Annotated in this window: 24 protein-coding genes; 19 read left to right on the forward strand and 5 right to left on the reverse strand. The window is 65.1% G+C overall.

Translation table 11 applies throughout. The features are described from left to right. Positions 1–139: 139 nt before the first annotated feature. Together AC07NK_RS17670 and AC07NK_RS17675 are read left to right on the forward strand one after the other, a co-directional pair. Positions 140–556, forward strand: coding sequence for a GtrA family protein (locus AC07NK_RS17670; protein WP_495171923.1), 417 nt, complete (start codon positions 140–142; stop codon positions 554–556). Then, positions 556–1,500: a class I SAM-dependent methyltransferase gene (locus AC07NK_RS17675; protein WP_495171924.1), complete on the forward strand. Its 945-nt coding sequence runs from the start codon at positions 556–558 to the stop codon at positions 1,498–1,500. Before AC07NK_RS17670 ends, AC07NK_RS17675 begins: the two co-directional genes overlap by 1 nt. Here the strand turns inward: AC07NK_RS17675 and rfbG are convergent. Next, positions 1,464–2,531, reverse strand: a complete 1,068-nt coding sequence (gene rfbG / locus AC07NK_RS17680; RefSeq protein ID WP_495171925.1) for a CDP-glucose 4,6-dehydratase — start codon at positions 2,529–2,531, stop codon at positions 1,464–1,466. The two genes, AC07NK_RS17675 and rfbG, sit on opposite strands and share 37 nt — an antisense overlap. After that, positions 2,528–3,301, reverse strand: coding sequence for a glucose-1-phosphate cytidylyltransferase (gene rfbF, locus AC07NK_RS17685; protein WP_495171926.1), 774 nt, complete (start codon positions 3,299–3,301; stop codon positions 2,528–2,530). Before rfbF ends, rfbG begins: the two co-directional genes overlap by 4 nt. A 29-nt stretch (positions 3,302–3,330) precedes the next feature. Here rfbF and AC07NK_RS17690 point away from each other — a divergent pair, with 29 nt between their 5' ends. The 12 genes from AC07NK_RS17690 to AC07NK_RS17745 all read left to right on the forward strand — a co-directional run bounded on the left by AC07NK_RS17690 (position 3,331) and on the right by AC07NK_RS17745 (position 14,583). Then, positions 3,331–5,016 (forward strand): ArnT family glycosyltransferase, encoded by a 1,686-nt coding sequence (locus tag AC07NK_RS17690; RefSeq protein ID WP_495171927.1) that lies wholly within the window; start codon positions 3,331–3,333, stop codon positions 5,014–5,016. 105 nt (positions 5,017–5,121) lie between these two features. Further along, a complete protein-coding gene (locus AC07NK_RS17695; RefSeq protein ID WP_495171928.1) occupies positions 5,122–5,781 on the forward strand; it encodes a response regulator in 660 nt (219 codons plus the stop codon). A gap of 247 nt (positions 5,782–6,028) precedes the next feature. Beyond that, the gene (locus tag AC07NK_RS17700) at positions 6,029–6,637 is read left to right on the forward strand and encodes a hypothetical protein (RefSeq protein ID WP_495171929.1); all 609 of its coding nucleotides are present in this window, start codon (positions 6,029–6,031) and stop codon (positions 6,635–6,637) included. A 116-nt stretch (positions 6,638–6,753) separates the two neighbouring features. After that, a complete protein-coding gene (locus tag AC07NK_RS17705) occupies positions 6,754–7,329 on the forward strand; it encodes a hypothetical protein (protein ID WP_495171930.1) in 576 nt (191 codons plus the stop codon). A gap of 25 nt (positions 7,330–7,354) precedes the next feature. After that, the gene (locus AC07NK_RS17710) at positions 7,355–7,891 is read left to right on the forward strand and encodes a hypothetical protein (protein ID WP_495171931.1); all 537 of its coding nucleotides are present in this window, start codon (positions 7,355–7,357) and stop codon (positions 7,889–7,891) included. A gap of 25 nt (positions 7,892–7,916) precedes the next feature. Beyond that, positions 7,917–8,501 carry a hypothetical protein gene (locus AC07NK_RS17715; RefSeq protein WP_495171932.1) on the forward strand — a complete coding sequence of 195 codons (585 nt, stop codon included), beginning with the start codon at positions 7,917–7,919 and terminating at the stop codon, positions 8,499–8,501. Position 8,502: 1 nt separating this feature from the next. Beyond that, on the forward strand, positions 8,503–9,060 hold the full coding sequence (locus AC07NK_RS17720) for a hypothetical protein (RefSeq protein ID WP_495171933.1): 558 nt from the start codon (positions 8,503–8,505) through the stop codon (positions 9,058–9,060). A gap of 1 nt (position 9,061) precedes the next feature. Further along, entirely contained in the window at positions 9,062–9,655 is a 594-nt protein-coding gene (locus tag AC07NK_RS17725) for a hypothetical protein (RefSeq protein ID WP_495171934.1), read from the forward strand. Further along, positions 9,652–10,227 carry a hypothetical protein gene (locus tag AC07NK_RS17730; protein ID WP_495171935.1) on the forward strand — a complete coding sequence of 192 codons (576 nt, stop codon included), beginning with the start codon at positions 9,652–9,654 and terminating at the stop codon, positions 10,225–10,227. The genes AC07NK_RS17725 and AC07NK_RS17730 overlap by 4 nt, the downstream gene beginning before the upstream one ends. Positions 10,228–10,257: 30 nt before the next feature. Then, positions 10,258–11,007 carry a fimbrial biogenesis chaperone gene (locus AC07NK_RS17735; RefSeq protein ID WP_495171936.1) on the forward strand — a complete coding sequence of 250 codons (750 nt, stop codon included), beginning with the start codon at positions 10,258–10,260 and terminating at the stop codon, positions 11,005–11,007. Then, on the forward strand, positions 10,982–13,519 hold the full coding sequence (locus AC07NK_RS17740; protein WP_495171937.1) for a fimbria/pilus outer membrane usher protein: 2,538 nt from the start codon (positions 10,982–10,984) through the stop codon (positions 13,517–13,519). The genes AC07NK_RS17735 and AC07NK_RS17740 overlap by 26 nt, the downstream gene beginning before the upstream one ends. 2 nt (positions 13,520–13,521) lie before the next feature. Then, positions 13,522–14,583, forward strand: a complete 1,062-nt coding sequence (locus AC07NK_RS17745; RefSeq protein ID WP_495171938.1) for a hypothetical protein — start codon at positions 13,522–13,524, stop codon at positions 14,581–14,583. A gap of 55 nt (positions 14,584–14,638) precedes the next feature. Here AC07NK_RS17745 and AC07NK_RS17750 read toward each other — a convergent pair whose 3' ends face one another. Continuing rightward, positions 14,639–15,076, reverse strand: a complete 438-nt coding sequence (locus tag AC07NK_RS17750) for a hypothetical protein (protein WP_495171939.1) — start codon at positions 15,074–15,076, stop codon at positions 14,639–14,641. A gap of 234 nt (positions 15,077–15,310) precedes the next feature. Then, positions 15,311–17,092, reverse strand: a complete 1,782-nt coding sequence (locus AC07NK_RS17755; protein ID WP_495171940.1) for a sensor histidine kinase — start codon at positions 17,090–17,092, stop codon at positions 15,311–15,313. Positions 17,093–17,200: 108 nt separating this feature from the next. On the opposite strand from AC07NK_RS17755, the gene AC07NK_RS17760 reads away from it, so the two are divergent. Next, positions 17,201–17,971, forward strand: coding sequence for a DUF2569 domain-containing protein (locus AC07NK_RS17760; protein WP_495171941.1), 771 nt, complete (start codon positions 17,201–17,203; stop codon positions 17,969–17,971). On the opposite strand, the gene AC07NK_RS17765 is transcribed toward AC07NK_RS17760, so the two are convergent. Then, positions 17,892–19,445 carry a hypothetical protein gene (locus AC07NK_RS17765; protein WP_495171942.1) on the reverse strand — a complete coding sequence of 518 codons (1,554 nt, stop codon included), beginning with the start codon at positions 19,443–19,445 and terminating at the stop codon, positions 17,892–17,894. The genes AC07NK_RS17760 and AC07NK_RS17765 overlap by 80 nt on opposite strands. A 447-nt stretch (positions 19,446–19,892) precedes the next feature. On the opposite strand from AC07NK_RS17765, the gene AC07NK_RS17770 reads away from it, so the two are divergent. The 4 genes from AC07NK_RS17770 to AC07NK_RS17785 are packed head-to-tail and all read left to right on the forward strand — an operon-like array spanning position 19,893 to position 22,789. After that, a complete protein-coding gene (locus AC07NK_RS17770) occupies positions 19,893–20,075 on the forward strand; it encodes a Flp family type IVb pilin (protein WP_447725221.1) in 183 nt (60 codons plus the stop codon). A gap of 59 nt (positions 20,076–20,134) precedes the next feature. Continuing rightward, on the forward strand, positions 20,135–21,043 hold the full coding sequence (gene cpaB / locus AC07NK_RS17775; RefSeq protein ID WP_495171943.1) for a Flp pilus assembly protein CpaB: 909 nt from the start codon (positions 20,135–20,137) through the stop codon (positions 21,041–21,043). Further along, entirely contained in the window at positions 21,030–22,517 is a 1,488-nt protein-coding gene (locus AC07NK_RS17780; RefSeq protein WP_495171944.1) for a type II and III secretion system protein family protein, read from the forward strand. Before cpaB ends, AC07NK_RS17780 begins: the two co-directional genes overlap by 14 nt. Positions 22,518–22,519: 2 nt before the next feature. Continuing rightward, on the forward strand, positions 22,520–22,789 hold the full coding sequence (locus tag AC07NK_RS17785; protein ID WP_495171945.1) for a hypothetical protein: 270 nt from the start codon (positions 22,520–22,522) through the stop codon (positions 22,787–22,789). The last annotated feature ends 2 nt before the right edge of the window (positions 22,790–22,791 follow it).

A 22,791-nucleotide genomic window follows, 5' to 3' on the forward strand; every position in this document is an offset into this window, starting at 1 on the left:
CCGTTTCCATCGTCCTTCTTTCGTCGCCCCGGCCTTGTGCCGGGGTCCATTCCGCCTCACGCGCTGCCCTTCAGGCTCTTTCCCGCCGCCTGCCTCTCGTTGGACCCCGGCACAGGGCCGGGGTGACGGAACGGGGTGGATGGAGGCACCCGTCGTGATCGCGCGCGCGGAACGTCCGTTGCGCTTTGCCGCTGCGGGGGCGGCGAACACCGTGTTCGGCATCGGCATTTACCCGCTGTTGCTGTGGGCGGTGCCGGTCTTCCAGACGCATTATCTGATCGCGCTCGGCATCGCACAGGTGGTCAGCCTGTGCTTCGCCTTCACCACCTACAAGCTCGGGGTGTTCCGCACGCGTGGCAATCTCGCCCGTGAATTCGGCGCCTTCGCCAGCTTCTACCTCGCCAATTATGCGGCCAACTGGATCATCCTGCCGATCCTGGTTGAGATCGGCGGTGTTCCGCCGGTGATCGCCCAGCTCGGCTTCGCGCTCGTCATCATCGTGACGAGCTGGTTCTGGCACAGCCGCGTCACCTTCCGCACGGCGGAGAGACCCTGATGACCGAGTATCTGTATCGCGACTGCCCCGCCTGCGGTTCTTCCAACGCGCGTCGCGAAGTGCGTGCGGGTAAGGCTGCCGAGACGATGACGCTCGACGCATTGCGCCCGTTCTGGGCGGGGCTGTTCAAGGAAAAGTGCTTCTTCTCCTATCACCGCTGCGTCGATTGCAAACAGCTCTACAACCCGGTGTTCTTCACCGGCGAGCAACTCGGCGAGCTTTACGCGCGGATGGCGCCCAACATGGATGCGATCGGCGATGCGGCGATCGTCGCGACGCAGCGCGGCTATTTCTCCCGCAGCGTTGAGCAGGGCGGGGTGGGCGGCGGTTACCTCGAAATCGGTCCCGACGCCGGTCATCTCGTTCGCGCTGCGGCGCTGCATGGCGGGTTCAACCGTTTCTGGCTGTTCGAGCCCAACGCGGCGATTCACGACACGCTGCGCGCCGCCGCGGGCGGGCTGCCCGCCACCATCTCGGCCGCGATGGAGGATCTCTCGCCTGTTCCGGATGGCTCGATCGGTCTTGCGGTGATGGTGCATGTGCTCGATCATCTGCTCGATCCGCTCGCGATGCTGTCGCAGATCCGCGCCAAGCTGCGTCCCGGCGGCACGCTGATGATCGTCACCCACGACGAAAGCTCGCTGCTGCGGTATGTGATGGGTAAGCGCTGGCCGCCCTTCTGCCTCCAGCATCCCGAACTCTATCGCCCCTCGACGATGAAGGCGCTGCTGGGCCGCGCCGGGTTTAACGACGTGCATGTCGAGGGCAGCCGCAACGTCTTCCCGCTCGATTTCCTCGTGCGGCAAGCGGCATGGGCGGCAGGTATCCGCGTTACGCGCGTGCCGCTGCCAGCGGTTCCGGTCGGCCTCAAGCTCGGCAATATCCTGACGCTGGCGACTGCGCCGGCTCAGGCGGCGGCGCGCATGCTCGAAGCGGCGGAATAGTCGGCGATCTGGGCGAGGGTGACGGCGCGGGCGTCGTCACCCGATCCCACCGCCTTGTGCCAGTCGACGATCCACTCCAGTGCACGGTCGAGCGTGAGGGCAGGGCGCCAGCCCAGCGCCGCGCGCACCTTGGAGCTGTCGAGCCGCAACAGCCCGGCCTCGTGCGGGCGAGGGCCGCTGTCGAGCAGCGGTGCGTCGCCGTCACCCCATGCTGCGCGCATCCGTTCGACGATCCAGCCCACGGGTCGCGCATCGTCGTCGGATGGCCCGAAGTTCCAGGCATCGGCAAAGCTGCGGTCGCCGGCCATCAGCCGTTCGGCGATCGCGATATATCCGCCCAGCGCTTCCAGCACATGCTGCCAGGGCCGCACTGCGTCGGGCGCGCGGATCAGCGGCGCTACGCCTGCTTCAAATGCGCGGATCAGGTCGGGGATCAGCCGGTCTTCGGCCCAATCGCCACCGCCGATGACATTGCCCGCACGGACGGTGGCAAGGGCAGGGCCGTCGTCTCCGAAGAACGAGTTGCGCCACGATGCCGCGACCAGTTCGGCGCAGCCCTTGCTGCTGCTATACGGGTCGTGCCCGCCCATCGGGTCGCTCTCGCGATAGGGCCACACCCATTCGCGGTTGGCGTAGCATTTGTCGCTGGTGACGCAGACCACGCCCTTGACGCTCCCGGCGTGCCGCGCGGCCTCGAGCACGTGCACCGTGCCCATCACATTGGTCGCATAGGTTCCGATCGGGTCGGAATAGGACGCACGCACCAGCGGCTGGGCGGCGAGGTGGAAGACAAGTTCCGGCTTTGCCCTGGCGAACGTGGCGTGCACTGCGGCGTAATCACCAACATCGGCGACCACATGTTCCACGATGTCCCGGATCCGCGCCGCCTCGAACAGGCTCGGTTCGGTCGGTGCAGGCAGCGCCAGCCCCGTCACCTCGGCCCCCATCGAATGCAGCCACAGGCTCAGCCAGCTGCCCTTGAACCCGGTATGCCCGGTGACCAGCACCCGGCGTCCGCGCCATCCGCTCACCAGCGTTTCCACGGCGCATTTCCGCCGTTCCACAGGTCTTCGAGGTACAATTTGTCGCGCAGCGTATCCATCGGCTGCCAGAAGCCGTCGTGGCGATAGCCCATCAGCTCGCCGCCCCGCGCCAGCGTTTCGAGCGGCTTCTGTTCCCACACACTGTCCGGCCCGTCGATCAGGTCGAGGACGGAGGGATCGGCGACGAAGAACCCGCCGTTGATCTGCCCGCCATCGCCGGCAGGCTTCTCCTTGAAATCCGTGACATGCGTCCCGCTGAACTCGAGCGCGCCGAAGCGTCCCGGGGGCGACACCGCGGTGATCGTCGCGCGCAACCCGTGCGATTTGTGGAAACTCACCAGGTCGGCGATGTCGATATCCGCGACGCCGTCGCCATAGGTGAAGCAGAACGGCTCGCCATCCTCCAGATACGGCCGGATCGCGCCCAGCCGCCCGCCGGTCATCGTCGCCGCGCCGGTCTCGACCAGCGTGATCCGCCACGGTTCGGAGCGGGCGTGATGCACCTCCATCCCGTTGCCGCCGCGCAGGTCGATGGTCACGTCGGAGGTGTGGAGGAAGTAGTTCGCGAAGAACTCCTTGATCAGATAGCCCTTGTAGCCAAGGCAGATCACGAAGTCATTGAAGCCGGCGGCGGAATAGATCTTCATGATGTGCCACAGGATCGGCATTCCGCCGATTTCGACCATCGGCTTGGGCCGGACGGCGGTTTCCTCGCCGAGCCGGGTGCCGAGGCCGCCGGCCAGGATTACGGTTCGCATCGTTACTCCACGTCATGCCATTCGACACCATGACGGACCCGAACCTCCCGCCCCGTAACCGCGATCGCTGGACCGAGCGTGCCGCGATCCTGCTTATCCTGCTCATCGCCGCCGCGATCCGTATCCACGGCGTCGGATTTGGCCTGCCGGCGCTCAACGATCCGGACGAGCCGCTGTTCATGATGACTGCGCTCGACATGCTGCGTAGCGGCAACCTCAACCCGGGCTGGTTCGGGCATCCCGCGACGCTCACCTTCTATGCGATCGCGCTGGTGATGGTCGCGGTGGCGGGGATTGGCATTCTCACCGGGCGCTTCGCCGATCTCGATGCCTTTGTTGCCGCCGCCTATGCCGATCCCTCGATCCTGTTCCTGCCCGCGCGGTTGTTCTTCGTGGCGTGCGGCGTGCTCTGCGTTTGGCTGACCTATCGGCTCGGAAAGCGGCTGGGTGGTGCGCGCATGGGGTTGCTCGCGGCGGCATTGATTGCGGTGAACGCGGTCCATGTCTCCTACTCGCAGGTCATCCGCACCGACGTGCAGATGACCGTCTTCGTCCTGCTGGCGACGCTCGCGTCGCTGAACATCCTGGAGCGCGGGCGGTGGCGCGATCATGCGCTCGCAGGGGTCTTCATCGGCCTGGGTGTCGCCACCAAATGGCCTGCGGCACTGTTTGCGATGAGCCCGCTCGCTGCGGCCTTTGCGTGCGGCAAGGACTGGGGCAGGGTGCGGAACGTCGCCATCGTCGGCACCGCTGCGGCCGTGGCGCTGTTGATCGCATCGCCCTTCCTCCTGCTCGACTATGTCACGGTGATCCACAATCTCACCGGCGAAGCGCGGCCCGCGCACCCCGGAGCGACCGGTGGTGGCCTTCTTGCCAATATCGGCTGGTATGTGCGCGGCCCGTTGCTTGGCTCATTTGGTACGGCGGGTCTTGCGGCGATTGTGATCGGCAGCGTGTCGGGGCTACGCGACCGGCGGGTCCGGATCGCGGTGCTGCCCGGTGTTGCGGCCCTCGCCATCGTGATCTGTGCGCAGGCGTTGGTCTGGGAACGTTGGGTGGTGCCGCTGCTACCCTTCCTTGCGCTCGGGGCTGCGGCGGCAATCTGTGCGCTTGCAGGCCGTTTGCGCGCGTTCGGGCGCCGGCTGACCGGGTTAGAATTTGCAGCGATCGCAGCGCTGCTGATGGCGCCGATGGTCGAGGCGACCTTCACGACACAGGCTGAGCGCGCCGACGATACGCGCCAAGCCGCATCCGCCTGGATCATGGCGAATGCGCCGAGCGGGAGCACGATCCTTGTCGAGCATGCCGCGTTCGACCTGCTGCAGAACGGGTGGCCGTTGCGCTTCCCGTTGGGGTCGGCCGGGTGTGTCGATGCCGCCGCGCTGCTGGCCGGGCGTATCCCCTATTCCCGCGTCGAAACGCTGCGGGCAGGAAGCGCGGTGGTCGATTTCGGGCATCTCGATTCCGAGCAGCTGGCCAGCTGCCAAGGCCGATTTGCGGTGTTTACGCATGAAGAAGTCTACCGACGGGAGCCAGCCCGGTATCGCGCACAGCTCGACAGGTATCGCGCGATTTCCGCCGGCGGACGTTTACGGACGGTTATTCGGCCCGAACCCGGCAGCCGTGGAGGACCGGTCGTCCGTATCTTCGAACTCCCACCTCTGCTGGAACGAGGCGGGCTTGGGCTGTCCCCAGGAGCAGTCGGCGACAGATAGGGGCTTGCAATGTTGTCATATGAAGTTCTTGATTGGTTAGAGCTTTGACTTCGATGCCAAGCGACGGAACTTGGATTGTCGTGAACGCGCCATTCGGGAGGCACAGTGACCCGGCCCAGGATACTTGTCGCGGACGATCATCCTCTGATGCTTTCGGGCATCGAGGCGGTGCTGCGTGGCTCGGATTTCGAAGTGGTGGGCACTGCACGTGACGGCGCGCAGACGCTTGAGCTGATCCCGGTCGTCCGCCCCGATGTGCTGATCCTCGATATCGCGATGCCGAATCGCGGCGGCATGGATGTGGTGCGCGCCCTGCGCGCGCGGCACGACAAGCGGGCGATCGTGCTGCTCACTGCGCATATTTCCGACTCGGACCTGATCGAGGCGCTCGACCTCAAGGTTCAGGGCATCTTGCCCAAGGAAGGGGCGGAGACGCTGCTGGTCGCGTGCCTGCGCGAAGTGTCCACCGGCGGGCAGTGGATCGAGCGGTCGATCATGCAGCGCGCGCTGTCGCTGGCGATGCAGGGCAGCAAGAGCGTTACCCGGCTGAGTCTGCTTACCTTGCGTGAGCGGTCGATCGCGCAACTCATCACCCGCGGACTGCGCAACCGCGATATCGGCTTTGAGCTGGGCGTGACCGAAGGGACCGTCAAGCTCACCTTGCACCGGATCTTTGCCAAGCTCGACGTCGCGAATCGAGTCGAGCTGGCGATGCTGATGCAGAAAGAAAACGAGCGTCTGCCCAAGACGGGGACTGAACTCTAGTCACGCCCGCTTGATGACTTCCTTTCGGATAAGCGTCATCGCAAGACAGGCGAAGATATAACTATAGTTTCATCCACATAATGCTTAATATATCGTCAGTTTGTCCATAACGTTGAATGGATCAGCTGAGCAATCTGCTTAACAATCCGTAAACATCGAGTCGTGGCGCAATGTTGCGCTTCCAAGTGAAGGCGATGCGAAAGCGGAACCTAACTTCGTCTCGACAGGCCTTTTCAGGGAGGCGGAGTTGCGGATTTCGGTCTGGACTTTGGGAATCTTGGCGGCGACAGGGCTAACGCTCTGCAACGCGCCAGCATCAGCCCAAACCTATTATGCCGATGGCCCCAATGCTGGCGGCTTCGCTTCGCTCCCGATTCAGGTACGGGCCATGGTCGGCGGTCGCTGCGGCTTCGCTACCGGCGCAGCGCCGAACGGCAGCTTCGATCAGCCGAACTTCGACCAGACCGGCTTCACCCATGATTTCACCTTCCAGCTCGAATGCACCGGACCCTCGCGCGTTGCGGTGGTGTCGAGCAATGGCGGGCTGAAGGCGTCGGGCAGCGCGCCGTCGGGCTATTCGACGCTTGCGCCTTATGATGTGATGCTCAACCTGGTCGGATCGAGCGCGACGGCATCGGCGACCTGCGCGGTTGCGGCGCTGACCGCGACAACAGGGACGCCGTGCAGCTTCCGCGGCCCGGCGACGACCACTGACGGGCTGCGGCTCAATTCCAATTCCATTCTGCAAAACGGGTCGTTCGTGCGCGTGAGCGCGCCTGCCTATTCCGGCGCCAACATGCTGGTTTCGGGCAATTACGCGGACACCCTGACCGTGACCGTGAGTGTCGCGCCATGACCGGCGAAGCAACGCCCGTCCTGCTCCGTGACACCCTCATGAGTGAAGCGTGTGGCCTGTTGCCGATGAACCAAATCTTGCCCGGCCGGATGCCGGCCAGATCAGGAGACCGAGTGATGAAAACCGTTCTTGCCATTCTTGCGGCTGGCACCGCGCTCGCTGTCGCCTCGCCGGCGATGGCCCAAAACACCACCGGCACCGTGAACATCACCGGTTCGGTGGCGCCCAAATGCATTGTCGTTCCCGGCGGTGACAACACCTTTACCCGTCTCGTCGCATTCGGCGAGCTGGCCGGCGTCGACGGCAGGCTGCGCACCGGTCTTGCGGCTGATTTCACTGCGGCTGGCGTCGCTGCCCGGGTCGTGTGCACCACCGCTGCACCGACGATCAGCGTCGACGCGGATCCGATCACCGCGGCAACGGCAACCGCGACGACGGGCTATGACAACAGCATCGACTTCACCGCGAATGTTGCCGTGACGACGACCACTGGCCCTGCAGGCCCGTTCTCGAACGACAGCGCGGCTGCGGCGGGTGCCGACACTGCGGTCGGTGGACGTCTGGCCAATAATGGTTCGGACAACATCGTGATCACTGCAAGCAACTTCCGCACCAATACCGTCAACGATCTGCTGTCCGCAGATCCGGTCTACACCGGCAAGATCACCGTCGTGATCAAGCCCGGCACCTGATCGAAAACCGGAAGGGCATGAGACGATGCGCAAGTTGATCCTGGCTTCGGTGGTTCTGGCCGCCGCAACCGCGACCCCGGTGGTGGCACAGACCACCACGGGAACGGTGACGATCGACGGATCGGTGGCGCCGCGCTGCCTGTTCACCACATCCAATGCGGTGATCAATGCAGGCGAGCTTGCGCAGGGTGGCACCGGCGCAGGTGCGGGCAAGCTGGACGCGAGCAAGCTCGACGGCCAGTCCCGCACGCTCGTCGGCTGGTGCAACGGCACCGCCTCTTCGATGAGCGTCGAGGCGTTCCCGGTGGTCAACACCACGGTGACGAGCGCGCCGCCGGCGGGGTTCGACCGGGTGGTCAATTACACCGCCACGGCGATCGCCAATTCGGTCAATGCGTCCGACAGCTCGATCGTTGCGGGGGCAGGCAGCCCCAGCACCGTCGCGCTGTTCACCGGCAACGTCACCGTGACGCTTTCGAGCTCGTCGACGCCCGCTTCCGGGCTGCTGATCGCCGGCGCCTATCAGGGCGAGACGCGCGTGACGCTGTCGGCGGCGAACTGATCCGGCGGAACCAAGGAGCATGACGATGAAGGCTCTGATGATCACCATCGCCGCAACAGCGGCGGCCATGATCCCGGGAAGCGCGCTAGCCCAGGCGGCCGGCGACACGTCGACCGGGCAGGTCATCGTCAACGGCAATGTCGCGCGGCTGTGCATCCTGGGCGCCCCGTCGCGTGCCACCGTCGATCTCGGCCAGATGGCCGCGACATCGGGCACGCGGGTCGGACGGATCGCGGTGCTGGGTGACCAGAGCGTCACGCTTCCGAACTCGTTCTGCAACTTCGCCGGATCGGCGCTGACGGTGCAGGTGACCGCTCTGGTCTCCGCCGACGCATCGCCGGTGCAGCCGGGGTTCGCCAAAGCGGTGAATTATACCGCGACCGCATCCAACTGGGCGCTGTCGCCGACCGCGGCGACGTCGGCGGCGAGCGCTTCCGGCGCGACGCCGACCGCAACCAGCACCGGCGTGACCCAGCCGGCGCCGAAGATCGCCGATGTCAACGTGACGCTCTCGGGCTTCACCGCGCCGTCGGACGCGCTGCTCACTGCAGGAATCTATAACGGCCTCGTCGTCGTGACGCTTGGCCCGGCCGTTGGCGGAGGAAGCTGAGATGACCCGTTCCCTGATCCTTGCCGCGGGTGCGTTCGTTACCCTGACGGCAGGTTCGGCCGCTGCCCAAAGCGCGACCGACACCAAGTCCTTCGCCGTGGCCGGCAACGTCCCCGCGCTGTGCTCGGGCGGGACGATCGTGGGCACCGGATCCACCTTCGATCTCGGCGTCCTCACCGACACCACGACCGGCCTGCTGCGCACCGACCTGGCGGCACCGTCCAAGGTTCTGACCGGTTCCTTCTGCAGCTCGCGTAGCACGATCACCGTCAATGCGACGCCGATGGCTGCACAGAATTTCACCGCGGCGCCCCCCGCGGGCTTCTCGCGCACGGTGGACTATACGGCGACCGCGAGCGGCTGGACGGCCACTGCGGCGACCTTTGCCACCGGCGCGGGGAGCAACCCCGGCGCGGTCCAGACGCGGCCGACCGCCTTCTCCGGCGACATCACCGTGTCGATCGGCACCTTCGCCACCAATGGCGGCAGCGGACTGCGGCTGGTGTCCGACACCAGCTATCTCGGCCTGGTGACCGTCACGCTGGCGGTGGCGAACTGAGATGACCCGGGTCGCGCTCCTCCTCGCCTCGGTCGTGGCCGCCGGGACCGCGCCGTCGACCGCGCAGATCCGGCCTGCCACGACCAACATGCCCGTCATCGGATCGGCGCCGCAGATCTGCGTGTTGCAGCCGCCGCGGTTGGCACCGGGCGCGCAAACCAACTTCCGCGGGCTGAGCGGCGAGACGCTCCAGATCGACCAGATGGTCGACTCGACGACGCTCGCGACCAATGCGGCGAGCGCGTCGGTCCAGTTCGACGCGGTCTGCAGCTTCCCGCATCGCCTGCGCATCGAATCGCAGAATAACGGGTTGTGGCGGACCAGCGAGCTGCCCCCGACCCCGTCGGCCGGCTTCACCTATGCGGTGCCCTATCGGGCCGAAGTCTCCTGGGCTGGCGTCAACACCGCGCTCGACGCCGACGCGCTGTCGCGCCGCGTCGCCGAGCGCGGCGTGACCATCGACCGGCCCGGCGCGGGCACGCTCGAGCTGCGCATCGAGATTCAGCAGGGCGCGTCGAACGTGCGCGCCAATGCCCCGGTGATCGCCGGCTATTACGGCGACACGCTCCGCATTGTCCTGGAGCCGCAACAATGAGGTACGCAATTCCCCTAGCCGGCGCGCTTGCGCTTACCGCTGTACTCCCGGCGGCAGCGCAAACGGGCGACGCCCGCGGACGGATCGAACTTGCCGGGCGGACATATCCCGCCTGTGTGATCCGCTCCGCGCGCGCCGGCACCGCCGTCAACGCCAGCTTTATCGGCGCCGGTCCGTCGAGCGGCGAGATCCGCATCGCCGAACTGGTCGATCCGCTGACCGCGCAGCCGCGCGCAGCGGAAATGGTGATCGAACTACCCGTGGTGTGCAACGCCGCGCACCGGCTGACGCTGTCGAGCGCGAATGGCGGATTGCTGCGCGATGGCGGCAATCGCGCGAGGCGCCAGTCGACGACCGGCTTTGGCGACGTGCTCGGTTATCAGCTCGATGCGAACTGGGCGAACCGCGCCCTGACGCTCAATGCCGCGGCGTCGCCGCAGGCCATTCTCGATGTTCCGGACGGGACGGCGGGCGATCTGTCGTTGCGTCTCTCGATCCCGGCCGGCGGCGGGGCACTCACTGCCGGGCGCTATTCAGACACGGTTGTCATCGAACTGCACGTTTCGAGCTGATCGCACGATCGGCACAGGGAGACTGGACATATGAAGCTCCTTCGAGGTCTCGTTACGGTACTCGCGGCACTGGCGGCGGTCTTCGCGTCGCCCGCCTGGAGCATGACCGTTCAGCCGGTGGTGATCGACCTGTCGGTCTCGGGCCGCGGGATGAGTCAGGTCATCACGGTCGAGAACACGTTTGCGACTCCGCTGCCGGTCGAACTGCGCGTCGAGGAGCTGATGTTCGACGAGACCGGGGTGAAGAGCACCGGCAAGCCGAGCGAGGATCTGCTGATCTTCCCGCCTCAGGCACTGATCCAGCCGGGCCAGACCCAGACCTTCCGCATCCAATATGTCGGCGATCCCGATCTTAAGGCGAGCAAGCATTATTACGTCACGGTGGCACAGCTGCCCGTGAAGCTGCCCGAAGGACAGTCGGCGATCCAGATCCTCTACAATTTCCAGGTGCTGGTCAGTGTGTCGCCTGCGGGTGCCAAGCCAGCGCTCTCGATCCAGTCGGCAGAAGTTGGGAAGAACGCCGAGGGGAAACCCGCGCCGGTTCTCACCCTCGCTAATCCGTCGGCGGCGCACGCCTATCTCTCGAATGGCCGCTTGCGGATCATCCAGAGGGACGCGTCGGGCAAAGAGGTCTTTCGCAAGACTCTCTCGGGCCCGGAAATCCAGCAGACGATCGGTTTCGGTCTTGTCGGCGCCAATCAGGTACGCCGCATGACGCTGCCGATCGTGCTGCCAACCGAAGGGGGCAAGCTCGATGTCAGCTTCACGCCCGAAACCTGACCGTGCACGCCTGCTGGGCGGCTGTGCGTTCGTCCTGACCGCGCTGCTGGCGATCCCCGCCAACGCATCGGACCAGGCCGGAACCACGCTGCAAGTGCAGGAACGGCGCGTGACGATCCAGGCGCCCCCGGCAATGGCGGCGGGGCCGCAGATGCGGCTCAACCCGACCGGCAAGCCGATCGCGCTGACCGTACCGCTCAAGGATGGCGGCATCTATCTGGGCGATATGCAGATCGTCATCCAGCCCGACGACCGCATCGAATTGCCTGCGCAGCGACTGATCGACCTGCTCGCCAATGTGCTCAACCCCGGCACGATCAAGGCGCTGCAGGGGGTGTCGGCGACCAAGGCGTCGCTGACACCCGCCGATTTCGAAGCGTCGGGCGTGCAGATCCGCTACAATCCGCAGACGCTGGAGCTGAACCTGACGATCGCGGCGGAGCGCCGCGGCACCAAGACGGTGCAGGTCAGCCCGCTCGATCGCGACCGGATCGGCACCTTTGCGGAGCCGGCGGATTTCAGCGCCTATCTCAATATCCGCGGCGCGCTGGATTACCTCCATGCGGGCGGCGATGTCGGCTTTACCTCGCCGATCTTCTCGCTCGACGGCGCCACCCGTATCGGCCCGGTGGTGGCCGAGGGTGAGGCGATCTGGCAGCCCGGCGGGCCGGGGACGGACTTCCAGCGGCTCGGCTCGCGCTTCGTCTATGACGATGAGAAGAACCTGATGCGGTGGACTGTGGGCGATCTGCGCACGATCAGCCGCGGCTTCCAGTCGGCGCCCGATATCGCCGGCGTTTCGATCTTCCGTTCGTACAGCGTGCTGCAACCGCAGCAGATTATCCGGCCGCGTGGCGACCGGAGCTTCCGGCTGGACCGTCCTTCGACCGTTGAGGTCGAGGTCAACGGCCAGATCGTCCGGCGTCTTCAGCTTGCACCCGGTAACTATGACCTTCGCGACTTCCCCTTCACCCAAGGCGCGAACGACATACGGTTGTCTGTGCTGGATGACGCCGGACGCACCGAATTGCTCCGCTTCAACCTGTTCCTCGACCAGTCGCAACTCGCGAAGGGGCTGAGCGAATTCGGGCTATACGCGGGCGTTCTCAACCCGCTTGGGCCGAGCGGGCCGCGCTATAGCGACGATTGGGCCGTGACCGGCTTCTATCGTCGCGGCCTGACCGACCAGCTGACGCTGGGCGCCAACATCCAGGCCGACAAGCGCTCGCGCATGGGTGGGGTCGAGTTCGTCGCCGCGACGACGATCGGGTCGTTCGCGGGCAATTTCTCGGTCTCCGACATCCGCAATTACGGATCGGGCTATGCCGCGACGCTGACCTTCCAGCGGCTGATCCAGCGCCGCAACGGACAGGCGGACTCGTTGACGCTGTTCGCCGAGACCCGCAGCCGCCGGTTCGGACCGATGGGGGTGTTCACGCCCGACAATCAGTTCGTCGCCGAGTTTGGTGGTGGCTATTCGCATGCCTTCAACGACCGGCTCTATGCCGGGTTCGACGGCCGTTACTCGATCGGGCGCGGCGCGCAGCGCGACGTGCACAGCTATCGCGTGACGACCGGCTACCGCATTTCGGACATAGCGAGCCTGACCGTGGACGGACGCTGGGAACGCGACGGCGGGGGATCGCGCGTCAGCGCGCTCGCATCGCTGGTGGTCCGGCTTGGCCGTTATTCGAGCGCCCGCGCCGACTATGATACGCGTGACAATCGTGTGCGCACATCGTTCCAGACGCTGCACGGGCAGGGCGTCGGATCGTACAACATTACCGCCGATGTCGAACGCAGCGACCATGGGTCGGGCTTCAACTTCAACGGCAATTACTACAGCAACCGCGCCGAGTTTGGCCTCAGCCACTTCGGGACGTTCCAGGGAACGTTTGGCGCGCGGACGAGCCAGCGCACGTCGGTTCGGATGGGCACCTCGCTGGCGATCGCGGACGGCGCCTTCTCGGTCGGACGGCCGATCTATGACAGCTTCGCGATCGTCACGCCGCATCGCACGCTGGGCGGCGCCAATGTCGTGGTCGAGCCGACGCCGTTCGGGTTCACCGCGAACAGCGGCATGCTCAAGGCAGGTACACAGCCGAGCATCAGCTCCTATGCCGAGCGGACGCTGACGGTCGACGCGCCCGACGCGCCGGCTGGAGCGGACATGGGTCAGGGATCGTTCCGCCTGCTGCCGCCCTATCGCAGCGGGTACAAGCTGGTGGTCGGGTCCGACTATTTCGTCACCGCGATCGGTCGCCTGCTCGACAGCGATGGCGAGCCGGTGAGTCTGGTGACCGGCAGTGCCACCGAACTGGCGCATCCCGACCGGCCGCCGGTCACGGTGTTCACCACCCGTGACGGCCGCTTCGCCGCAGCAGGCCTCGCGCCCGGACGCTGGCGGATCGAGATGCTCGACGCGAAGAAATCAACGTTCATCATCACCATCCCGGCCGACACCAAGGGCCTTGTGCGCCTGCCGGAAATCCAGTCGGGGAAGGACAAGTGACCATGCGATTTGGCAAACTCGGGCTGATCCTCTGCGCGCTGGCCGGGATGTTCACCGGCAGCGAAGCGCTGGCAGGTGGGAAATGCGGCCTGACCACCGTATCGGGCGGCGTCGCCAACCTGCAATATGATCCGTTCAGCCCGACCGCCTTCGGCGTCACCATCACCGGCGTGACGCTGTCGCGCGTCAACGGGACGGGTGGCGAGAAAACGTCCAACATCGAATTCTATGCCAAGGGCGCGACGTCGGCGCAGAATGGTTCGACGCTGACGCCGATGATCGCGGCGAGTACGGGCAGCGGAGGGACTGGTTACAACCAGAACATCTTCTTTGGCACCAACCAGTCGCCGCCGATCCTGAACATCAACGCCCAGACTCCGGCGCCCGGGGTGTTCCGCTGGGCCTTTTCGGGCAACAATCAGGCGTCTGATACCTTCACGCTCAATTTCGGGCTGACGCTGCCCGCGAATTTGAACCTGATCGCGGGGGGCACGCTGCCCTTCGACATCGTCTATAGCTGCCGGGCGACGGGCAATGGCGGGCCGATCACCGATACCGGCACGCATCCTAATGCGATCGTCGTTTCGGTGACGGTGCTGAGCGGGCTTCAGGCGAGCTATGTCGGCACGATGCTCGATTTCGGCGAGGTCGGCGACAAGACGACGGCCGAGGTGCTGGGCGCGCCTGCCACCTACACCACGCCGAATACCAACTATGTCCGTGTGGCGAGCTCCGGTCCGTTCTCGGTCGGTCTCAGTTCACCCAATGCCTATCGGCTGACCTATCCGGGCGGAACCCTGTCCGACCCGAACCAGACGCTGCGCTACAGCGTCCGCTTCCTGGGCCAGACGAAGAACAATACCAGCCCGACCTTTACCACCGTGACCTGCCAGCGCGCGGGCACCGATGCGGCGACCGGCATCCTGCCGATCACCGCGACGTTGCTCGAGGGCGGGCAGGGCAAGGCCGTGTCGCCGCAATATGGCGAAGTGCTGGTGGTCACCGTGACCCCGCTGGTGGCGAGCACGCCGTCCGGGATCCAACAGAATTGCCCTGTCCTCTGATCCTCTCCCAGAGGGCAGGGCAACCCGTTTAGAGCTGGCCGTTAGATCTGGCTGTTCAGAGCGGGACGATCCGGAACGCGATCTGCGCCGAGGTCACCCCTTCAGGCACTTCAAGCGAAACGCCGTTGTTCTGGATCGCGGCATGGTCCGACATGCGGATGCGCGTCGAGCCGGTCTCCGACAGCTGGATCTTCTGCCCGCCGACGACGATGCTGCCACCCGCAAGCGCGGCCGAGTGATCGGCGTAGATCGCATAGCCATTGGGGCTGTTGCAGAACTCGCTGAGCGTGCCGAGCGAGACTTCGCCGGCGGTCGTGGGGACCGACGTCGCATCGACGGTGGCGCGGCAGACGACCGGCACGAAGCCGGTGATGCTCAGCGTGTAGCGGCTCGACCCGATGTCGAGCCCGGTGTCGCCGGCCGAGGCATTGACCGCGGCGAAGCTGCTGAGGGCCGCCGCGAAGAGCGCGCCCGATTTGATTGCCCGTACCATGTTGGACTCCGAATTGATTGCGGTCCGACAATAGCGGGCACGGCTTACCGGATTGGTTTCCCCGGCTGGTAAAGGCCGGATTTACCTCTGGGATCCGCAGGCTACGGTGATGCTTGCATCCGGCCTGATCGCGCAACGGCTTAGCGGGCAAAGTTCATGCCGCGGGATTTGCGGCGTTCGAAAAAACTTTTGCGGCGATGTGCAACGAACCCGGTCTTCCGGACGAATTCGGCGCTATTCCGGATCCGGATTCGCAGTCGTCTCATGCTCCTCGACCGGAAGGCGGATCGCGAGCAGCGTCCCTGCGCTGATCGCCTCCTCATAGGCGGTGCCGCCGAGCATCACGATCCGCCGCTCGAGCGAGCGCGAGGCGATGCGCTCCTCGCCGTCATCATCGATCTGCCGCGACGGATCGGGCGGACGGCCGTCGGACTTGATGCTGAGGAAGAGCTGCTCGCCGTCGGTGGCCAGCCGCACGGTGAATTGCCCGGCGCCGGCGTAACGGACAGCGTTCGAGATCGCCTCGCGGATCAGCAGTTCCAGCTCCATCGACAGGCTGGCGGAGACGGGAAGGGTCGACTCGCCCTTGGGGTCGAGCCGGCATTCGATTTGCCATTGGCGCCCCAGCAGCTCGAGCCGCCGGGCGATCAGCGTGACGAGATCGACCCGGTCGTTCGTCACATGCGGGCGATCGACCATCAGCGCGCGCAAATTGGTCTGTTCGGCGGCGATGATCCCAACGATCTCACCCAGGTCTGCATCGATCTCTGCGCGGTCGCCGTCGAGCCGGCTGCGCAGGGCGGAAAGGTTGAGGCGGAGCCCGGCGAGCGTCTGAGTAATCCCGTCGTGAAGGTCGCGGCTCATTGCGATCCGTGCCGAGGTCTGCGCATGTTCGAACCAGCGGGCGAGCACCTGTTGGCGCGCGAGCGCGGTATTCATCGCCTCTCCCGCACGCGCGGCGGTTTCGAGCAGCGTGCCTGACGGACGGCCAACGCCAAGCAGGATCGCGTGTCCCTGCATCTCCCCGGCCTGGATCGGTACGCCGCACATCGGCTGTCCAGATAGCGCGAGTGTGGGAGGAAGGCTGGGCGCGTGCCCGGTCGAGCGGCGCACCACGCCGCGCCAGTTGCGCAGAAGGGCAACCCGACTGCCAGGGACGAAAAGGAACGCCTGCTCATCCCATGCCGGCGGCACGAACGCTGCGCCGTCGGTATCAACCCGGGTGAGGCGGTCATTCTCCGCCAACGCCGCATGGAGTCTGCCCCCATCCGTCGTGCGCCAGACGAACAGAACCTGTCGCGCGTCGACGTGCCGGGTGAGCTCCGCGGCAAGCAGATCGAGTGACAGAAGGCGCGGATCGTCCCCGGCTTCGGACCAGATTTCCTGCTCTGCCGCTGCCTCGCCGTCGTGTGCGACCGTAGCCCGCCACCCCAGCAGCAGGATCGCAGTGAGATTGACCAGCCCGAACTGGAGCCAGATCATGCTCGGCGCGACTGGTGACCAGCCAGCGTAGGTCGCGCCGGCTTCTGCCAGCAAGATCATCAGATCGAGCAGAAGCAGGCGGATCAGCAGTGCCTTTCGCGACGGGGCTGCGGCCAGTGTGAACCAGACAAAGGGCAAATAGAGGGCGGGTGCCGTGACCGCGAGCACCAGCATCGTGCTGCACATCGCCAGATCGATCGGGGCGGCGAGCTTGCGCAGCCAATAATCGATGAGCCACAGAAACATGTGTGCGACGAGGAAACCGGCCGCAACGATGCTATAGGCAAGCAGGATTGTTTGTGCAGCGCGATGCCAGGTCTCAGGCTCGATCCGGGCACTCCACGACAGGGGTATGGCGATGAGCACGAGCAGCAATCGTGCAGCCACCACCACCGCTCGGCCACCGTCCGCGCCATCGAACGCACGATCGAACGCGCGCCGGACGCGGCTCGCCGCGCGGTGGAGGCTGCCGGTCTCGCCCGTCGTTACGGTGCCCTTTGTTCCTGCCCCTCCGGGAACTAGATCCGCGTTCATGAATTCGGCCCCCAATGCGTTCCCCGATGAAAGGGAGTTAACCATCCTGGAAGATCGTTCGTCTAGATCGGTGGCGGGATCGTGCATGGAGACGACCGGGTACCGCGCATGAAGCAGAAGTTACGCCATCGCCTGACCGCACGAAGCGCAGCGCTGATCTGCCGGCTTGAGGTGGATCTGCCGGCGCTCGCGCTGCTGTGGGCTGCGGCGGCGGCGCTCGCCAGTGGCCTGCGCATGTCGCTGAGCGGGGATATGGCGGGGGTGTTCGTGCCCAACCTGCTCTCCTATTCGCTGCTCATCGCGGCACCGATGGTGATGATGTTCCTCGGCCTCAGCTGGTTCCGCAAGGACATGCTGCAACCCCAACTGCGATACCGGTTCAGCCGGATCGGGCGGTGGCGTGATGTCGATCCGGTCGCCGCGCGATCGCTGCCGTTGTTCGGCGCCACCGGATTCATGGCCTCGCTGGTGGTCGGCATCCTGCTCAACATCCCGTTGCGTGCGTTCGAGTTTCTGACCGCGATCCCAGCCTTGCCCGCCGACGCGCCGGGGTGGTTCCTGTTGCTCCGCCAACTGATGCTGCTCGACGTGGTGGTGATGACCAGCATGTACGCATTCGCTGCGGTGCTGGCGCTTCGGCATGTGCCGAGCTTCCCGCGCTTCCTCGTGGTCGCGTGGATCGTCGACATCGCGATGCAGGTCGGGATCGCGCGCGTCATGGGGGCGCTGACCGATCTGCCCCCGGCCGTCGCGGCACCGCTGGGCGGGTTGCTGGAAGGCAACCTCAAGAAAGTGCTGATCAGCGTGGCGATCTGGCTCCCCTATCTGATCCTGTCGAAGCGGGTGAACCTGACCTATCGTTGTCGCGTGCCTGCCTGAGATCGGGCCCGCGCCGGGCATCGGCGATGTGGATCACCGCCCATTTGTCGGCATGAATCCGGCGCCAGCCCGGCTCCTTGTCAAGTTGCGCGACAAGCGGGTTATCGGGCGGCAGGATCGTCCACGCGAATTGCCATCGCGCATCGGCGCGGCGCCATCGTGCGATATCGCCGCGCGACATCTCGAAATAATCGGTGGTGAAGGCGTCGCCATACATATCCGACCGACCGTCAATGAATGGACGGATCCCCTCCAGCACCAGCAGCCCGCCGAAACTATACTCGTTGAACACCGGTCTTGTACGGAGATCCGGCGGCAAAGCGCTGAGTGCGGATTGCGGAACGCCACGGCTGTCGGGCCGATCAAACGGGATTGCGAGCCGCAGCGCGATCATCCCGGCAAACAGCAGCAGCCCGGTAGCGAGCAGCGGCCGCAGCTGGACCGTGTCAACACGAATGCTCCTCAACAGCGACGGGCGGGGGAGGGAGGCTTCGTTACTCCAGGCACGGCCTATCGGCTCGGCGAGAAGGATAGGGGCGATGACAGCGAGCACCGCAAGCTGACGGATATGCTCGAGCGCGAGGTGGAGGAAACCGAGCAGCATCAGCAGGCGGATCACCGGCACCCGAACCGGCCGCGCCAGCAGGAAGAACAGCGTCGAGAGCAGGACGATCTCGAAGATCGAGATCTGACCGAACGAAGCGGGATTCCACTCGCTGATATATTTCAGCAGCTCAAGCCGGCTGACGTAGAAGGGATATTCATAGGCGTGGACCCCGGCCGGATTGCACAGTCCCGCGAGTAGCAGGACGGCGCCGAACAGCCCCCAGTCGCGTGCGACCCGCCAGCGGCGGTCGCGCGGCGCATCGATCAGCGCTTCGAGACCGAAGGCGCCGGCGATGGCGATGCCGACGATGAAGCTGGCATGGGCATTGACCCAGACGAGCATCAGAAGCCCCAGCCAAAGCGGAGGCGCGCGATCCTGTTCGCGCGCTCTGATCATGAGTAGCATCCACCCGGCGAGGAGCGGAAGCGCGAGCATGTGCGGCCGCGCAAGATAAGCGGGCAGCAGGGCTGCGGAAACGTAGAGCAGGGTCAGTGCTGTGGCGCCCGGCGTCATCCACTTGCGCAAGTGCAGCGCGAGCATCGCATAGAGCGTCGCCGCCGCCGTCCCGAACAACAGCATGATACCCCGCCAGCCTGCGGCGTACCACGCCGTGGCCATCGCGACCTCACTCAGCCATTCGTGGGCCATCCACGGGCGGCCGGCGGCGCTGAACGAAAAGGGGTCGGTGCGCGGGACCTGCCCATGTTCGAGAATCCACCTGCCTGTACCAATATGCCAGCCGGTATCGCCGTCTGCCAGCGCAGAGGACATGACCAGCGCAAAAGCAAAGGCCGTGAAGGTAGCGGCGATAAGCAGAAACAGGTCACCCGGCGCTACTTGCGACTCGGATTTATCCGTGACGCTCAACCTGTTCCTCCTCGCCCGAGTCGATTTGAACTATATCCTAAACATGTAACGATGAAATCATCTGCTGGATTTTGATAATGAAGTGACCGTTTCGTATAGTAATGCCTTATATCTTTAGTTACAAATTGGGCCGCCCTGTGTTGATCGGGTACACATTTTGACCAAAAAAGAAGACATCGCACTGTGGAACGGTCGAATATGGATCATTCTTAACGTGTTGATATGTAATGATTTTTATCAATATAGTTAACGAGAATGCGTGACAAGATGTTGAATTATATAGTGAATTTTTAGTTATTGACTTGCCTGTGGGCGAAGCTCCTAATCGATTGTGCGGTATGCAGCGACGCTTCGACGATCCAACGGGAGGACGCCGCCGCAGACCGGATTGATGAAGGTGGAGCGGCCCAGATCCGCTGTGACACGGGTCCGCTGAGGAGACGTGAGATGACCATGATCAAGGCTCTGTGGAATGATGAAAGCGGCGCCTCCGCCGCGGAATATGCGCTCATCCTGGCAATCGTCGGCACGGGGATCGCGCTTGCGGCCTGGCAGCTGGGTGACTCGGTGAGCAAGGCCATGAACGAGGCTTCGAACTGCATCAAGAACAGCGTCAACGGCGTCTGCTGATGCACCCCCTGGGGACCGTCCCAAGGGACGGTCCCCTCCCGTGATGGAGGCCGGGGGCTATGCGTAATCAGTCGATCATCATGCTGGCGATCGCGATTGTTGTTGGACTGGCGGCAGTATTTCTTGCGAATACTTACTTGGGCCGTGTCGAACAGGCGCAAACGCAAAGCAGCCAGGGAACTCGAAAAGTCGTCGTGGCGCGCGTCCCGATCGATTTCGGTACCCAGATTACCGCGGACAAGGTCCGCCTGATCGACTGGCCCGCGGACTCGGTTCCTGCCGGCGCCTTCCACTCACTTGAGCAGTTGCTTCCAATGGGCAAGCCGCGCGTCGCGCTGCGCCCGATGCTCACGGACGAGCCGATCCTGCGCCCCAAGCTGGCGGGCGAGGGCGGCCGCGCGACGATCTCCGCAGTGCTCAAGCCCGACATGCGCGCTGCTGCGGTGCGGGTGAACGAGGTGGCGGGTGTCGCCGGCTTCGTACTCCCCGGCGACGTCGTCGATGTGCTGGTGACGCGCACGCCCACCGATCTGACCGGCAATACCGGCCAGATCACGGACGTGTTGTTGCAGAAGGTGCGCGTGATCGCGATCGATCAGGACGCGAACGACAACGCCGACAAGCCCATGGTCGGCAAGACTGCAACGCTTGAAGTGTCGCAGATCGATTCACAAAAGCTGGCGCTTGCGCAGCAGATCGGGACGCTGAGCCTTGTGCTGCGCACCGTCACCGGCGAACCCAATCCGGTGGTCGAGACGGTGAGCGTCGATGATCTGCGCGATGGCGCATATGTCGGTGGCTATAACCGGCCGCAGCCGCTTCGTCCGGCCGGTCCGGCCCCCGTGCGGACGCGCGAGACGCGCGCACCACAGCCGCGCGCCGCCATAACCCCTGCGGGCGACCGTGTCGAAGTGGTCCGGGGCACGCAGGACAAAAGCTATGAGGTGGGGCGCTATGCCGGGTTCTGATCGCAAAACCCGCTTGGCGGGACGGCTGGTCGCAGTGGCTTTGTGCGCTGCGCCACTGACATTGCCTGCACAGGCGCAAGGCGTCGTCCCCGCGCCGGACATGTCCGCAGGCGAGATCGTCGTGCCGGTCAACAAGAGTCAGGTGGTCGTGGCGGACCGGCCCTTTACCAAGGTGCTGATCGGCAATCCGGAGATTGCCGATGTCGTCCCGCTCACGACCCGGTCGGTCTATGTGCTCGGCAAGAAGCAGGGGACGACGAGCCTGACCATTTATGACCGCAACAACACATTGATAACAGTGATCGACGTTTCGGTCGGTGCCGATGTCGTGTCGCTGCGGCGGCAATTGTCCGAACTGATGCCCGACGAGAAGATCGCGGTACGCGCGTCAGGGGATTCGGTGGTGCTGTCGGGGACCGTCTCCTCTGGCCCGGCCGCGGATCGCGCCAAGCAGATCGCGGCGACCTTTGCCGGTGACAAGGTCGTCAATCTGCTCAGCGTCGGCGCGGCGCAGCAAGTGATGTTGGAGGTGCGCTTCTCCGAGATGAACCGCACCGCGGCGAAGCAGTTCGGGTTCAATAACGCCTTCTTCTCGGGCGGTTTCCGCGGCGGCACCGGTAATACAGCACCCCAGACCACGATCCTCACCGATCAGGGCGGCCGGCCGATCGTCAACCTGCCGGGGATCCTTGAAGCATTCGGCGTCGGTGCGGCGCGCTACAGCATCGGATCACTGAACATCGTCACCGCGCTCGATGCGCTCGAACGAAAGGGCGTGGTCACCACGCTGGCCGAGCCGACATTGATCGCGCTCTCGGGCGAGTCCGCCTCGTTCCTTGCGGGTGGGGAATTTCCCGTGCCCGTCGCGCAAAGCTCGGCCAGCGGCACCGGTAATGGCGGGTCGACGATCACCGTCGAGTTCAAGCCGTTCGGCGTGAGCCTGGCCTTTACGCCGACGGTTCTGGACGACGGCGTCATCAATCTGGAGGTCGCGCCCGAGGTCAGTTCGATCGATCCGTCGGCGTCGGTGACGATCAACGGGCTGACCGTGCCCGGCCTGCAGACCCGGCGCGCGAAGACGACGCTGGAGCTGCGCGATGGCCAGTCCTTTGCGATTGCCGGCCTGCTGCGCAAAGATTTCCAGGATACGGTGCGGCAGTTCCCCGTACTGGGATCGATCCCGATCATCGGCGCGCTGTTCCGTTCGACCGGCTTCCAGAAGCAGGAGACCGAACTGGTCATCATCGTGACGCCGCGGCTGGTGAAGCCGGTAAGCGCCGAAAAGCTGGCGATGCCGACGGACCGGGTATTGCCGCCGAGCGAGGGCGATCTGTTCGGGTTCGGACGCACCGATCGCGCGGTGGGGATCAACCCGCTCGATCCCCATGCGCCGCCGCCCGAAACGAAGAAGGTCAAGCCCCCGGCGCGCGTGCTGCCCGATGACGCCCCCTCCGGCTACGAGATGAGGAAGTGAGCATGGACATGATCCGCCGCTTCGCGTTGCTGCCGGTCCTCGCGCTCGCGGCCTGCACGCCGATCGACACGGGGCTGGGCGATACGATCCGCGCTAATCAGGCGCTCCACGTCATCGACCCCGGTCCGGTCGTGGACGACGACGCGCCCATCCTGACTTCGGGCGCGCGCGCCGCGGCCGCAGCCGAACGCTATCGCAAGGGAGAAGTCAAAAAGCCCGCAGCAGTTTCGACCACCGGCACCGCGAGCGGTGCGGGCGGGCCGCCGAAATAGGC

The sequence above is a fragment of the Sphingomonas sp. GW821-FHT09B04 genome (genome assembly GCF_059418285.1).